This is a genomic window from Streptomyces sp. NPDC057136, assembly GCF_042670885.1.
Classification (GTDB): domain Bacteria; phylum Actinomycetota; class Actinomycetes; order Streptomycetales; family Streptomycetaceae; genus Streptomyces.
Genome location: NZ_JBHUUV010000025.1, coordinates 1 through 15,364, shown reverse-complemented (window position 1 = coordinate 15,364; position 15,364 = coordinate 1). Strand labels below are relative to the sequence as shown.

Here is a 15,364-nt window from a genome sequence, read left to right as displayed (position 1 = left end):
GACGACTCGCTCCTACCTGTTTGTTTGGGAGTGGGCGTGAGCGAGCGCGGTGATGCCGACAGCGATGCGATCTGGCAGGTCGGGACGACGTACACGTACGGAGACGGACTCCAGGTACGGGTCGAGGACGTACGCCCGTACCGTCCGGGCGACCCGGCGAACCTGATCGACCACCGGGCAGGCGACGACCTCGTGGCCTGCACCCTGGTGCTGACCAACGGCGGCAGGTCCTGGCTGGCCCTCGAAGGGCTGAGGCTGCTCGTCACCTGCGGTCCGCGAGGCCGCATGGCGCGGCAGGTCGAGGAGTACGACCATTCCCAACTCGATCCGTCGGACCCGCAAGGCAGCCTGCGGCCGGGGCCCCCACCTCCCTGAGGTGGGGGTTCAGCGTGCCGCCCGGTACGGGTGAGCACCTGGACTTTGAGGTCGTGATCCCGTCCGAGGACGGGGAACGCCCCAGCGTTACGTTCAGCACGGTGGCGGTGACCGCTGCTCCGGCTGCCCCCGTCCCCGCTCCCGCCCACCACCCGCAGGTCGTTGACACCGTGGACACAACCGCCGTCCGGCGCACCTCCACCGGGTTGCCCGCAGCGGACCGGCTCGCACCCCCGGCCCCGCCCTCCGTCGGCCGGGGAGGCGACCTCGACGTCCGCCGCGTGCAGCAGATCTTCCGCTTCCTTGCCGAGGCGGAGGAGACCCGGGTCCGGCCGGTGCGCACGCTGGACACCGCGGCCGGGGCGGTCTGGTTCGACGAGCTCCCCGACGACACGGGCGTGGTCGTGATGACCGAAGGCCCCCTGTCCGACGCGCACGGAGGGCCCGCGTGGCTCACGGTGCAGCGGCCCCGGCGCGAGGAACCGCCGATGCCGCACCGCGTCCTCGCGCCCTGGGTGGACACCACGCTCGTCCGAGACTTCCAGCCGTGGCAGGCCCCTTTGCTGAGGCGTCGCATCGAGGCCGAGCCGATCGCTTACGCGAGAGGCGTGCTCCTGGACAAGACGTACACGGAACTCGACGACCACCCCGACCGCGAGAAGATCGAGAAGCGGTACACGGAGTGGAGTGCCGAGTGGGGCGCGTGGGCCGAACGGCGACGTGCGATCGACCCGCTGGTACGGCTCTACGACAAGCTGCACAAGATGCACGAGGACGCCGCCAACCTCGGCGAGAGCTACGAACTCGTCCTCGGCGTCGGCAGACTCACCTGGCAGTCCCTCGACGGTCAGCGCGTGGAACGGCACCTGTTCGTACACCGGGCCACGCTCCAGCTCGACCCCGCCACCGGCACACTCACGGCCACCCCCGACCCCGGCTCACCCGGCGTGCGATTCGAAGAAGGCATGCTGGACGGCGAGCAGCGCGTGAAGAGCGATGTCAGGGAGGAGATCGCACACGCCCTCGACACCGCCGCCGACGCCTCCGAGGCAGAGCACGTCGAGGCCCTGCACCTCGCGCTGGGCAGCTGGACCAATGCCGTCCACTCCGCCGCCCAGTACCTGCCCGGGATCGAGAGACAGAAGCCCCGCAGCCTCGACGTGCCCCAGGTCTGCTTCGCCCCCGCTCTCGTCCTGCTGGAACGCAACCGCCGGTCCATGCTCGACGCCCTCCAGGCCGTCGCGGGCCAGGTCGAGCAGGGCATGCCGCCGACCGAACTCCTCGCGTACATCGCCGGACGCGGCGGCGCACAGACCGTCGCCGATCTGGGTGGCGACCGGCCCGCGCACACGCCCGCCGAGGTCTTCTTCGCCCTGTCCGCGAACGAGGAGCAGCGGACCATCGCCGAGCGGCTCCACGACAACCGCCTCGTGGTCGTCCAGGGCCCGCCCGGCACCGGCAAGACCCACACCATCGCCAACCTCGTCACGGACCTGCTCGCCCAGGGCAAGCGCGTACTGATCACCAGCCACACGCCGCGTGCGCTGCGCGTGCTGCGGGACAAACTTCCGGAGTCCGTGCGCGACCTGTGCGTCAGCCGCACCGAGGACGGCGCCGCCGCCCAGCGTGAGCTGGAGGCGTCCGTGCACACGATCCTCTCCCGTTACTCCGGCTACGACCCCAAGGCCTCCCAGCGGGAGATCGACACCCTCCAGGCACGGCTGAACGCCGCCCGTACGCGACAGAGACAGCTCCTCGACGATCTCGCGGCGGTCCGCGAAGCGGAGACCTTCCGGTACTCCGCCGAGATCGGCGACTACCGAGGGAGCCTCCAGGACATCGCCGAACGTCTCGCGGCCGAACGCTCGCAGCACGAGTGGCTGGGCCCCGTACCGGAAGGCCCGCCCGCCCTCGAACCGGCCGCGGCGCTCCGCCTGCTGCACGCCGTCCGAGGTTTCACCGCGCACCACCGCGCCCTGGCCGCCGACGTTCCCGGCCCCACGGACCTGCCGACCGCGTCGGAGTTCGAGTCTGCGGTGGCCATCGCACGCGAAGCGGAGGCGGCGCACGCCGAAGCCGCGCAGGACACCACCGCGCGGGCCTACGACAGGCAGGTGCGGGGACTCGACGAACCCGCGCAGCGGAAGCTGAACGAGGCTCTGCACACCTTCTCGGCGGCCCGGGCCCGCGCCGCATCGCTCGCCCGGCCCACAGGAGGCTGGGCCCTGGCCGCACTCGGCCAGGCCGCCGCTGGCCTCGACTGGGAGATCCGCAGCCGCCGCGCGGAAATCGCCGACGCACTCAGCACCGCCCAGGGCTGTGTGGACGCGCTGGGCACGGCACTCGTCACCGGACTCGAACCCTTCGACCCGAACACCGCGCTGGGGTTCGCCACCGCTCTGCACGACGGGCTCGGCCAGGGACAGCGTCTGACCGGCATGTTCGGCACGACGAGCAAGCTGGGCAAGGCGGTCGCCCCGTTCGTGGAGGGGGTCAAGGTCGACGGCCGCGCCCCGACGGACCAGGCCACCGCCGCCGTGGCGCTCGCCCGGGTTCAGCTCGAACTGCACCTCGGGCGCATGGAGCGGGAGGGAGGCCACCCGGTCACCCCCTGGCAGGGGCACAGCTCGCGGCTCGCCCGGCTCCAGCAGGACCTCAAGGTCCTGGACGCCCTGCTCGCAGTGGCCGACGCCCGGACCGACGTGCTTGCGGCAGCCGCCACCTCGCCCGAGCTCGCCACCGCCCCCTGGCACGAGCCCGCCGTCGAGCAGGCCGTGCACTCCCTGCTGAGGGTGGCCACCACCCTGCGGGAGGCCGAAGCGGCCAAGCAACTGGTCGCCGACGCCGAACAGTTCCTCCACGCCTGGCTCGACCGGCCCGGCGTCTCCACCGCGGTCGCGCGTGCCCACGACGCGGTCCGGGCTCGCGACCCGGAGGGGTACCGGGCGTTCTGCGAGGAGCTGGCTGAGGTCCGCGAGGCGGTCCGGCTGAGGGCAGCACGGCAGTCGGCGTACGACGAGGTGCACGGCGTGCTGCCGGACCTGGCCCGCCGTATCGAGGACTACCCGCAGGACCCCGCCTGGGACACCCGGCTGCCGACGCTCCACGAGGCGTGGGCGTGGAGTGCGTGGTGCGCGCGGATGGAGCGGATGACCGCACCAGGTGTCGAACAGGATCTGCGCAGGCGGCTCACCGAGGCCGACGACGAGGCCCGCATCACCCTCGCCAGACTGGCCACCGCCCGTGCCTGGCACCGGTGCCTGGGCCTGCTGACCGGAGACCAGTCGCTGGCGCTTTCGGCGTACCAGCACGCGGTCAGGAAGATCAAGGGCAAGTACCAGCACCGGTACCGCCGCGACGCCCAGGAAGCGCTGCGGGCCGCCCAGGGCGCCGTACCGGCCTGGATCATGCCGCTGCACCAGGTCGCGGAGACCGTACCGCTGGACCGGCCGGGAATCTTCGACGTCGTCATCGTCGACGAGGCGAGCCAGTCGGGCCTGGAAGCGATGCTGCTGAGCTGGCTCGCCAACCGTATGGTGGTGGTCGGCGACGACAAGCAGGTCAGCCCCGCCAACGTGGGACTCAAGCACGAGGAGTACTTCCAGCTCCGTGACCGCCTGCTGCCGACCCTCACCGAGACCCGGCGGAGCCTGTTCGGCCCGGACACCAGCTTCTTCGACCTCAGCCACGCGCTGTCGGCGGGCCGCGGCACGCTCATGCTCCAGGAACACTTCCGGTGCATGCCGGAGATCATCTCCTTCTCCAACCACCTCTGTTACGCGGACAAGCTCCAGCCTCTGCGGCAGTACGGCGCGGACCGGCTCGCTCCCGTGCGCACGGTGTACGTCGAGGGCGCCGCGGAGACCGGCAGTGGTACCCGGCTCGTCAACAAGGCCGAGGGGCGGGCCCTGGTGGACGCCGTCGTGAAGTGCTGCGAGGACCCCGCCTACGCCGGGCTGACCATGGGCGTCATCAGCCTCCGCAGCAGCAACGGCCACCTCACCGAGCTGGAGAACCTGCTGGCCGAGCGCCTCTCGTACGAGGACCGGGAGGACCGGGGCATCAGGGTGGGCAAGCCCGAGGACTTCCAGGGCGACGAGCGGGACGTCGTGTTCGTCTCTTGCGTCAACTCGGCCACCACGAAGAGCGGAACGGCGCAGGGCGGCTTCACCGGGAAGTCGTACGAACAGAGACTCAACGTGGCGGCGTCCCGGGCCAGGGACCAGGTGTGGATCTTCCACAGCGTGACCGTGGGCCAGTTCCACGAGAACGACCTGCGCCGCAAGTGGATCGACCACGTCGGCCAGCCCGCCGAACCCGAGGCAGTGGCCGCCGTGCCGGGGGAGGTGCTGCCGGACGTCCGGCACGAGTCCTTCGACACCCTGTTCCAGCAGCAGGTGTATCTGGAACTGGTGGGCCGCTGCTACCGGGTACGGCCCCGCTACCGGGTCGGACGCCACCGCATCGACCTCGTCGTGGAGGGCGGCACCCGGAGGCTCGCGGTCGCCTGCGACGGTGATGCCTTCGCGGAGGGCGAGGACGCGGGTACGGCAGCTGCCCGCCAGCGCGATCTGGAACGCGTGGCCTGGGTGTTCGTACGTATCCGGGGCAGTCGCTTCGCCTTCGACCGGGAACAGGCCCTCGCGCCGCTGTGGTTTGAGCTGGCACGGCTGGGCATCGAGCCTCAGGCGCAGGCCGGGCCGGGCGTCGTACGGGGAACGAGTGATGAGCCGGACGACTTGGGGGCCGGGGACGGGCGGCATGCTTATGAAGTACCCGTCCCCGAAGGATGGGCGCTTGCCGAAGCTGAAGCCGAAGTTGAAGTTGACGCCGAGGAAGTTCCCTTGACGAACGAGTCGCTGCCCGGACTCCCCGGGGCGTTCCCCGTCACGTCGGTGCCCGTCTCCGTCTACACGCGTCTCTTCACCGAGATCCAGCAGCTCCAGAGCGCGCTGCACGCCGACGATCCGTCGACGGCCGGGGTCGCTCCGGACGAACGCCGGCTGCGGGCCGACCGGCGGGAGCGCAGGCGTGCACATCTGGACACCCTGCGGGCGTTCGTGGACGAGGTCTCGGTGGACGGTGAGCCGCTCACCGTCGCCGTACCGGGCGCCCTGCTGGAGCTGGAATTCGACGGAGAGGTCGACACGGACACCACATACGTCCTCGCCGAGTTCGCCCCGGACGGTGCGAGGGCAGTACCGCCCGCACTACCGCTGGGAGCCTGTCTGGTGTTCCAGCGGGTCGGAGCCGACTGCACCTACGAGACCGACGGCAAGGCCCGGACGGTCCGGATACGGGCCATTCACGCCTGACCACGGTGCGAGGGGGGCGACGAACGGCGCTGGCCGCCCCCCTCGCGCGCAATTCAGATTCAGCCGGCCACCGGGTCCAGCAACGGGCTGCGCTCCCCGTTCCACGACACCACCAGCGCGTCGCGCGCCCGCGTACACGCCACGAACAGCAGGCAGTGCTCGGCCAGCAGGTCCTGGCGGTGCTGCACCGGGTCGACCGAGGCCGGGGTCACCTGCTGGGCGTACGGCAGGACCGACGACGTCAGGCCGACCACCGCGACGCAACGGAACTCCAGCCCCTTCATCGCGTACATCGTGGCGACCCGGACCCCCTCGGCCTCCGGCCCGGGATCGTCCTTCACGGCCACCACCGGCAGCCCCTCCCGGCGCAACCGGGAAATCACGGTGTCGGCAAGGGTGTTGAAGCGAGCGCACACCGCGATCTCCGACGGCTTCACCCCACCGTCGATCCATGCCCGCACCTGCTCGGTCATGGCCGTCAGCTCCTGCTCCTGGGAGGAGTGACCGACCGCGTCCGGCATCCGGCCGTGCAACTCGGAGCGGTAACCCCGCAGCGTGTCAACGGACGCGTCGTCCTGCCCGTCCTCGCCGAGGCGCACCACCGGCTGGCCGTCCAGCAGCGAGGCAGACCAGCGCAGGATCTCCTCCGTGGACCGGTAGTTCACCCGCAGCCGGGCGGAGCGGCCGGTGATGTGGATTCCCAGCGAACGCAGCGACACCCGTGTGTCGTAGATCCGCTGATGCGGGTCGCCGACCAGGAACAGGTCGTCGGCCTGCGGCGCCACCACCGCGCGCAGCACCCGCCACTGGGCGGGATGCAGGTCCTGCGCCTCGTCCACCACCACGTGCCGGTAGCGCGGCCCGGACGCCGCGAGCAGACCCGCGGCCCGGTCACAGATCATGGTGTACGTGGCCTGGTCACGCGCCAGTACGTCCTTGGCGAACCGGTCCATCACCTCCCACAGCTGGGCGCGCTGCACAGGCCCGAGCTGGGTTCCGCGGCCCGGCCGCCGGCAGGCCAGGTACGCCTCCTTGGTACGGATGCCCTGAGCCAGCACCACGTTGCGGTACTCCTGCACCATGAACTGGGGCGTCCAACCGCCCGCTTCGCCCCGCAGCGCCCGCTCCCACGCAGTCTTCTCGCTGCCTGCCGTGAGCGCCTTCGGCACGCTGCCGCGCGAATCGCGGACGATCCGGGAGGCCAACGAGTCCACCGTGGTGACGTCCACCCGGTCGAGAAGACGGGCGTCCGCGTCCCCGATCAGCAGCGCCAGGCTGTCCCGCAGCGAGGCGGCCATGGCCCGGGTGAAGGTGGTCAGCAGGACGCGGTCGTCCGGACCGCCCTGGCGCAGCAGGTGTCGCACCCGGTGCAGGGCCACCACGGTCTTGCCGGTACCGGGACCTCCGGTGACCTGGGCGGGCCCGTTGAATCCCGCGTGCAGGGCATGGCGGCGCTGCGTCGGGTGCAGGAAGACCCGCCAGCGCACCAGGTCTTCGGTCAGGATGCGCTCCAGTTCCTGCGGCCCTGACACCTCGACCAGCCGGTGCGGTGTGTTGCGGACTGCCTGGGTGAGGGTGACGGGCTCACGCTCGTCGGCCGAACGGACCGTCTGGCCGCGCGGCGCGATCAACTGCTCCCACACCTCCTGGGGCCCGAACCCCTCCGCGAGGAACTCCAGAACCTCGTACTGGTCGGCGGGAAGGATGGGGGGTTTCATCAGCCGCAGATTGTCGATGTCCACGCACAACCGGGCCAGGCCCAGCACCTGCTCGTCGATGCCCAGGTCGCGCAGAACCGTGTCGGAGTGCGCCGCGAACAGCCGCTCGGGTTCCGGAGCACCGGTGGCCGATCCCCGCGCCGTCTTCTGAGCCTCCGACGCCAGATAGGTCTCCAGCTGTTCGAGGACCTCGATGTTGCGGACCTCCAGACCCCCGGTGGCGTTGTTCGCGGAGAACACACGCTTGCACGCCCACTTGATCGCCGCGTCGTGCGGCGCGACGCGCAGGAAGGTGTACAGATCGCTGCCGTCGTCCGGCGCGAGCAGCACCCCACGCACGCCCTTGGTGATGCGGATCGTACGGATCCGGGAGTCCCGTGCCTGCTCCAGCTTCTCCAGGTGCAACCCCTTGCTGGAGTGCAGGGTGTGCGCGTCGAGCGAGCGGAAGTGCTGCACGGCGTCCCGCACTTCCTTCTGGACGGGGCGCTGAAGGGAGATCAGATCGGTGAAGAAGTCCTCGGACAGGGCGAGTCGGGGCATACGGGTGCCTCCCTGAGCGGTGGAGCGCCGGTTGCTCCGCAGGGCTCCCACACTACATTCTGTGTACACCGTCAACGCAAGTGTTTATTGAATCTGTTCACGCCTGCGTGTACGGTGCCCCGTATGAACGAAGACGCCGCTCTCCCCGCCGACCCGCTGGTCACCGGCGCCGAGATCGCCCGTATCGCCGGTGTCACCCGCGCCGCCGTCTCCAACTGGCGGCGGCGGTATGAGGACTTTCCCGCGCCGGCGGGCGGCGGCGCCCACAGCCCCGTGTTCGCTCTCGCCGACGTACAGGCATGGCTGGACCGGCAGCAGAAGGGGCGGGAACCGTCCGTCGAGGTCCAGCTCTGGCAGGCCCTGCGCGGCGCGTACGGCGACCAGATGATCGGCGCGCTCGACGACGTCTTCGGCGTACTGAAGGACCCGTCGGCACCGGCGCCGCCCGGACTGCCTGAAAAAGCGGTCGAGTTGGTGCGCGCACTCGCGGCTGACGCGACGGTCTCCGACGTCGCCTCAGCCCTCACCGAGCGCTTCACCGACTCGGTCCGCCGCACCGGTTCGGACCAGGTCACCTCACTGCGCGTCGTACGGGCGCTGCGCCACTTCGCGGGTGAGGTGGCAGGTGACGCGACGCTCTTTGACCCGGCGTGCGGAATCGGGTCTCTCCTTCTCACCATTGGGCCCGCCGACGGCGCGACGAGGTACGGACAGGACCTCGATCCACGCAGCGCCTCCTTCGCCCGGTCGCGCGCCGACCTCACGGGCCACCCCAAGGTCGCCGTGGCCACCGGCGACTCCCTCCGGGACGACCAGTGGCCCGACCTGCGCGCCGATCTCGTACTCTGCGATCCGCCCGCTGCCGTCACGGACTGGGGACGGGAGGGCCTCCTGCTCGACTCCCGGTGGGAGCTGGGCACCCCTTCGCGGGCCGAAGCGGAACTGGCCTGGCTCCAGCACGCCTACGCCCACACAGCCCCTGGCGGTCGGGTGCTCATGGTCATGCCAGCCTCGGTCGCCTACCGCAAGGCGGGACGGCGGATCAGGTCCGAGCTGATTCGGCGCGGCATTCTCACGCAGGTCGTCGCGCTGCCGCCCGGCACTGCCGCCGCGCACGCGCTGCCGGTACATGTCTGGCAACTGCGTCGTCCACAGAGCCGCGGCGACACCGTCACTTCCGTCCGCATGATCGACCTCACCGGCAATGACCCTGACGGCTCCCTGGAAGCGGGCGCCGGGCAGCTGGCTGACGTACCACTGATCGACCTGCTGGACGACGTGGTGGACTTGACACCTGGCCGCCATGTGGGGGAGTCGCACCGCGACCACGGGGCCGAATACCTCTCCCTGCGCGCAGAGTTGGCAGACCAACTGCGCGAGATCGTCGCACTGCTCCCGTCGCTCGCGGGAGGAGGGGACGCCGACGTGCTGGACGGGCCCACCGTCAGCGTCGGCGAGCTCGCGAGAGCCGGTCTCGTGGAGTACGGCGACCCGGAGCCGGTGTCGGCCAGCGGACAACTCGACACCGACTACCTCCAGGGCTTCCTGCGCAGCGCCTCCAACACCCGTCGCTCCACGAGTGCCAGCGGCACCTTCCGGTTCGACGGCAAGGGTGCCCGTATCCCGCAGATGGACATCACGGAGCAACGCCGGTACGGAGCTGCATTCCGTTCGCTCCAGGAGTTCGAGACGCGGATGCGCCGGGTGACGGAACTCAGTCAGGAGGTGACGACCCTGGCACGCGTCGGCCTTGGCAGCGGCACGCTCGTGCCGGAGCGCTGATCCAGCACGGCGCGCTTCTCCGGGCGTTTCTTCGATCGGCGCTATGCCTGCCAAGTGCCGTCGTGGAGGCTGCCGGGGTGCGGGCACGGGCCGGTGAGGCGGAGGCGGCGCTCGCGGTGTTCGACTGTCCGCTGGGCGGGCCATGGGGCGGCCCGAAGGGTTCAGTCTCTCCGTGGCCATCGGCTGCCTGGGCCGCGAGGCTCCGCCCCACCCGTGCGCCACGCACGCACCAGCGCGGTACCGACCGTGAGGTGACCCGCAGTTCCCGCGCGATGTCCTCGGTACGGTCCCCCGCGGCTGAGACGAACTGGTCGTGCCCTGGGACGGCCGGCCGGGCTGCTTCCTGCCCCGCGATGTTCGCAACACCGACAACATCGCGCACAGCACAGCACAGCACAGCGAGGCGATGACCCACCGTCTTGCACTTCGGTAGGCCGACCCACCACGAGTCGACAGCCGCATCCATCAAGGCAGTCGATCGTCCGGGCCAAACTGACCGGCCGCGGCCACGGCATCGACGAGGTGACGGACACTCCGCCCACCGCTCGAAGAGGGTCCGCGACTGGACGGCCGCACCCCGACAGCATCGAGACGCACGTCCTGCCCCCTGCTCATCCGAGCTCAACCCCGACGAACTGGTCAACGCCGGCCTCGCGCAGCCTGCCCAGGCGGCACCGGGCCCGCAATCGGGCTGAACTCGCCGCTGAGACCCGCCGGTTTTTCCGTAGACGCCAACGCCAGCCACACCTTGTCCGCGGCTACTTCGGCGGACCACGCGTCCGCTACGTCCTGGACGAGAACCCCATGCGTTTCTGATCGATAGAAGAAGTGCTTGGCGTTTCTGGTGGTGATCAGGAAAGCGGGAATTCGCTCGGTACCACCGGCATGTGCGTATGCAGTGAGTCGATCCTCGGACACGTAGCGGATTCGCTTCGCGAATTCTGCGTAGTTGTAGAGAGTGCCCGCTCCTGGCTTCGGCCAGGGGCGGGCATTTTTCGTTGCAGTGAACCGCGGATCGCCACGGGCTCGGCTGCGGGGTCTCGATCATTTCCGAAGCCCTTCCCGCACGCCGGAGCGGGTCTGCCGAGCCGTGGGTGGGCCCGGGGACGGTGCAATGGGGTGGAATCGCGGAGGCGCCCGGTGCGCGCGGCTCCGGCCGCCGGCGTCGGCGGCCTACGGTCCGCTCATGACAGAACGTGAGATGGACCGTCGCCGGGTACTCGCCCTCGGCGGCGCCGTGCTCGGGGCCGCGGGCCTGGGCCTGACCGGCTGCTCGGGTTCCTCCGAGAAGGAGACGTCGAGCGCGCCCGCGCCCGCTGCGTCCGCCTCTGCGTCCCCCTCTCCCTCCGGGAGCGGGCGGTGCGTTCTCTCGGCGAACGTCACCGAGGGGCCGTACTACCTCGATGGCCAGTTGTTCCGCAAGGACATCACGGAGGGGAAGGACGGAGTGCCGCTCACCGTGCGGCTCACCGTTCAGGACACCACCGCGTCCTGCGCTCCGGTGAAGGGGGCGGCCGTGGAGATCTGGCACTGCGACGCGTGGGGTTACTACTCGGGCTTCACGACGGCGAACCCCGGTGGCAGCGCCCCGGCCGAGAGCGAGGACGCCGGCGATGCGAACGACAAGACGTATCTGCGCGGCTATCAGCTGACGGGGGACGACGGGGCCGTCGAGATCACCACGATCTACCCGGGCTGGTACACGCCGCGCGCCACCCACATCCACGTCAAGGTGCACACCGGTGGCGCGAAGAAAGGCGACACCTACGAGGGTGGCAAGGCGAACTTCACCGGCCAGCTGTTCTTCGACGACAAGTACGGGGACGAGGTCTACAAGCAGGAGCCCTACTCCCAGCACACCGGGACCGCGACCGCGCTCGACGAAGACATGGTCTACGGCGGGGGTGGCGCCAGGGAGGGGCTGACGACCGTCACCGGTTCGGTGGCCCAGGGATACACCGCGACGCTCACCCTCGGCGTCGACCCCGACAGCGAGAACTCGGGGGCCGGGCAGGGGCGACCCAGCGGTGGCACGGGCGAACCGCCGAGTGGACCGCCGAGTGGACCGCCCCCGAGCGGTACGCCCGGCGCCTAGTGTCTCTCGGGTGTCAGCCGATTCATCCGACTGATGTCCGATCAAATCTGGTGACAGGGCTTGTCTGCGGCTCCCAGGGCCTCTAGTTTCCCAGAGACATCGGATCTATGGCGGCGGCGTCCAGTGAGCCGACAGGCCCCAACGGCCCGCCGGCCCAGGGAGGGCTCGTATGCCGCAGTACCCAAGGGGGGTCGGCAGAGCGGGAACCGCGCTGCTGTCGGCTCTGATACTGGTTCTCACCGCCTTCGGGATACCCGGACCGCAAGCGGTCGCGGCGGAGGACGCCTCGCTCCTCGACGTCTCCTACAGCGGTTCGTTCTCGAACGGGAACAGGTATACGGCGGCCACCGGCGAGACCCTGGGGGGCACGCTCGCCCGCCGCGCCGGTTCGGAGACCCTCGATCCCGAGCGCGGGCTCGTACTCGGAGGCGGCGGGGCGGGCGCCGGCTTCACCCCCGCCGATGCCGCCTTCGGAACGGCGACGCTCGACCGCGGCTTCGTCGTCGAGGCGGAGTTCCGGCCCGGCGCCACCCAGTCCGAACTGGCCACCCTGCTCGCCGTGGGCGGGAACCTCGTCGTGCGCTACCAGGGCGGCAAGCTGCGCTACTCGTACGACGCCCAGGTCGGCGGCGCCTGGACCAGCCGGATCGGGCAGGCCGAGGTCCCCGCGCCCGGGGCCAAGCATGTCTTCTCCCTCGCCTATCTGCCCACCGCCACCGGCGCGTCGATGGTTGCCTATCTCGACGGGGCCCAACTCCCCGACGTCCAGGCATCCGAGGGCAGGGCGGCCCTGAACGTGAATCGGCCCGATCTCGTCGGCATCGGCAACGACGTCCACCCCAGCGCTCTGAACCGCGGCTTCGCCGGCAGCGTGCGCAAGACCCGGTTCGCCCCTGTCAGCGGTGAGTTCTCGCCGTCGATGTTCAACTACCAGAACGCGGGCTCCTACCTGCGTCATCATCTGCACACGTCGTTCTCCGGTGCCGTGACCTCGGGTGCGTACGAGCCGGCCGCCGGTGAAGTGGTGGACGGGCGGCTCGCCGTCCGGGGCGGGGAGATCGAGCAGGCCGGTGCGCTGAAGCTGGCCGGTGCCGGCAGCGGGCTGAGCTGGGACGGCTCCACCCTGGGTGACGCCCCGCTCGGCAGGTCGGTCCTGGCCGAGGCGGTGATCGCGCCCGGCGCCCTGTCCGGCCCGGCCACGCTGATCGACATCGCGGGGGCCGTCCGGCTCGAACGCATGGACGGCGATACGGTCCGGCTCCGGGGCGGTACGGCCGAGGCGACGCGCGAACTGCCGCCGCCGGCCGACCGGTCCGGGCTGACCTTCCATCACCTCGGGCTGCTGAGCGACCTCGACGCCACAGGTGACGGGACCCTGACGTTGTTCGCCGCAGGAAAGGCGGTCGGCGAGCCGGTACCGGTGACCGGGGTGAGCGTCGCGGCGCGCACCGTGGACTTCCTGATGGGCGCGGCCGGCACGGCGTACGGCGTGGCCGTGACCACCGGTGCACAGGCCGGTGACCTCCAGCTCGGCGGGCTGCCCTGTACCCGCAGCGTCATCGATCCGGCCAACCGGATCTCCGTGACCTCGGGCGAGTGCGCCGCCTCCGTCCTCTCCAAGGCTTCGGCGCTGCGGCCCTCGCAGCGGCAGACGTCATGGCAGGAGGCCGAGCGGACGGCCTTCCTGCACTTCGGGATGAACACCTTCACTGGCAACGAATGGGGTCACGGCGACGAGAACCCGGACCTGTTCGACCCCACCGACCTCGACACCGACCAATGGGCCCGCTCGCTCAAGGACAACGGGTTCCGCTACGCGATCCTGACGGTCAAGCACCACGACGGCTTCGTGCTCTTCCCGTCCCGCTACACCGGCCACGACGTGGCCGCGAGCACCTGGAAGGACGGGCAGGGCGACGTACTGAAGTCGTTCACCGACTCCGCCCGCCGGTACGGGCTCAAGGTGGGCCTCTACCTCTCGCCCTCGGACTGGAACCAGTATCACGAGGGAGTCTTCGCCAACGGCTCCGCCAAGTCCGAACGCACCATCCCCACCCTTGTCGAGGGTGATGACCGTGCGGGCCAGGACATCCCCTCCTTCACCTTCAAGGCCTCCGACTACGGCGCGTACTTCCTGAACCAGCTCTACGAGACGCTGACCCAGTACGGCCCGGTCGACGAGGTCTGGTTCGACGGGGCGGACGGCGGTATTCCCAACGCGAGCCGGGAGAGTTACGACTTCACGGCCTACTACGCCCTGATCCGGGCCCTCGCCCCGCAGGCGGCCATCGCCGTCGCCGGACCGGACGTCCGGTGGGTGGGCAACGAGAGCGGGCTCGCCCGCGAGAACGAGTGGAGCACCATCCCCGTCGAGAGCAAGGCCACGGGCGAGCAACGGGTCGTTCCCAGCGGGACGGCGGCCGACATCGGCAGTGACGAAGCTCTGGTCAAGGCCCCAGACGCGGGTGCCAAGGAGCTGGTGTGGTGGCCGTCCGAGGTCGACGTGTCCATCCGACCGGGCTGGTTCTACCACGACAGCCAGAGCCCCAAGTCCGTGTCCCAGCTCCGGGACATCTACTACCGCTCGGTCGGCCGCAACTCGGTGCTGCTGCTCAACATCCCCCCGGACCGCCGGGGCCGTCTCCCCGACGCGGACGTGAAGCGGCTGGCGGAGTGGAACACCGCGCTGCGCAAGGACATGCCGGTGGACCTGGCGCTCGGCGCCACGGCGACGACCGACGGCACGCCCGCGCCGCAGGTCACCGACGGCGACAACCGGACGGCCGCGGTCCTGCCCGACGGCTCCGGCCGGAGCGTCACCCTCGACCTCGGTGCCGCGCGGACCGTCGACCGGCTGGTGATCAACGAGGACATCGCCGACGGCGGGCAGCAGGTGCGGACCACGACCGTCGAGGCCCGTGCGGCGGACGGGTCGTGGACGCAGGTCGCGACCACCGGAACGGTCGGCTACCAGCGCATTCTCGCTCTGCCCGCCCCGGTGACCACCGACGCGATGCGGATACGGTTCACCTCCGCGCGCGGACCGGTGCACCTGGCGTCCGTGTCGGTGTACGGCGCGGCGGCGGAGGCCCCCGCGCAGCAGACGGCGTACTACGTCGACTGCACGGCGCCCCGCGCGGGCACCGGCAGCGCGGACCGGCCGCTGAACAGCCTGGGGCAGTTGCGGGAGATCAACCTCCCGCCGAGCGCCGAGGTGCGGGTAAAGGCCGGTACGACCTGCCGGGGCGGCCTGGACCTGCAGGGGTACGGAACCGCCGAAGCCCCGGCCGTACTGGGGATGTGGGGCGGGGGAGCGGCGCCGCGGCTCATCGGTGCAGGCAATGCGGCGGCGGCCGAGCGACTGCGCTCGCAGGGCTGGGAGATCCGTGGGGTGCGGATGTCCTGACGTCGGGACGGTCCGGCCGGGGGGGGATGCCCGCCCCCCCCGCCCCGCGCGGGAAAAACCGGGCCCCCCACACCCCAACGGTGGGTGACCCCCGCCCCGGGGCCGCGCGGAATGACGCCCCCAACCACAGCCC

6 protein-coding genes and 1 pseudogene are annotated in these 15,364 nt (G+C 70.8%); 6 read left to right on the top strand and 1 reads right to left on the bottom strand.

Going from position 1 to position 15,364, the window contains the following annotated elements; all coding sequences use genetic code 11:
• The first annotated feature begins 36 nt into the window (after nt 1-36).
• Together ACFT7S_RS26125 and ACFT7S_RS26120 are read left to right on the top strand one after the other, a co-directional pair.
• Nucleotides 37-375: a hypothetical protein gene (locus ACFT7S_RS26125; protein ID WP_382735842.1), complete on the top strand. Its 339-nt coding sequence runs from the start codon at nt 37-39 to the stop codon at nt 373-375.
• Between the two features lie 14 nt (nt 376-389).
• On the top strand, nt 390-5,690 hold the full coding sequence (locus ACFT7S_RS26120; protein ID WP_382735840.1) for an AAA domain-containing protein: 5,301 nt from the start codon (nt 390-392) through the stop codon (nt 5,688-5,690).
• Between the two features lie 59 nt (nt 5,691-5,749).
• Here the strand turns inward: ACFT7S_RS26120 and ACFT7S_RS26115 are convergent, their stop codons facing one another.
• Nucleotides 5,750-7,948, bottom strand: coding sequence for a UvrD-helicase domain-containing protein (locus tag ACFT7S_RS26115; protein WP_382735838.1), 2,199 nt, complete (start codon nt 7,946-7,948; stop codon nt 5,750-5,752).
• 123 nt (nt 7,949-8,071) lie between these two features.
• On the opposite strand from ACFT7S_RS26115, the gene ACFT7S_RS26110 reads away from it, so the two are divergent.
• The 4 genes and pseudogenes from ACFT7S_RS26110 (at nt 8,072) to ACFT7S_RS26095 (ending at nt 15,231) form a co-directional block, all read left to right on the top strand.
• Nucleotides 8,072-9,730, top strand: coding sequence for an N-6 DNA methylase (locus tag ACFT7S_RS26110; RefSeq protein WP_382735836.1), 1,659 nt, complete (start codon nt 8,072-8,074; stop codon nt 9,728-9,730).
• Nucleotides 9,731-10,254: 524 nt separating this feature from the next.
• Nucleotides 10,255-10,546 (top strand): annotated as a pseudogene (locus tag ACFT7S_RS26105) (transposase); the annotation flags it as partial.
• A 370-nt stretch (nt 10,547-10,916) separates the two neighbouring features.
• The gene (locus ACFT7S_RS26100) at nt 10,917-11,825 is read left to right on the top strand and encodes an intradiol ring-cleavage dioxygenase (RefSeq protein WP_382735834.1); all 909 of its coding nucleotides are present in this window, start codon (nt 10,917-10,919) and stop codon (nt 11,823-11,825) included.
• Nucleotides 11,826-11,994: 169 nt separating this feature from the next.
• Nucleotides 11,995-15,231, top strand: a complete 3,237-nt coding sequence (locus ACFT7S_RS26095) for an alpha-L-fucosidase (protein ID WP_382735832.1) — start codon at nt 11,995-11,997, stop codon at nt 15,229-15,231.
• Nucleotides 15,232-15,364: the final 133 nt, after the last annotated feature.

Coding starts and splice junctions, on each gene's coding strand:
- ACFT7S_RS26115 (WP_382735838.1), bottom strand. CDS start 7,948: ATGCCCCGACTCGCCCTGTCCGAGGACTTCTTCACCGATCTGATCTCC.
- ACFT7S_RS26110 (WP_382735836.1), top strand. CDS start 8,072: ATGAACGAAGACGCCGCTCTCCCCGCCGACCCGCTGGTCACCGGCGCC.
- ACFT7S_RS26100 (WP_382735834.1), top strand. CDS start 10,917: ATGACAGAACGTGAGATGGACCGTCGCCGGGTACTCGCCCTCGGCGGC.
- ACFT7S_RS26095 (WP_382735832.1), top strand. CDS start 11,995: ATGCCGCAGTACCCAAGGGGGGTCGGCAGAGCGGGAACCGCGCTGCTG.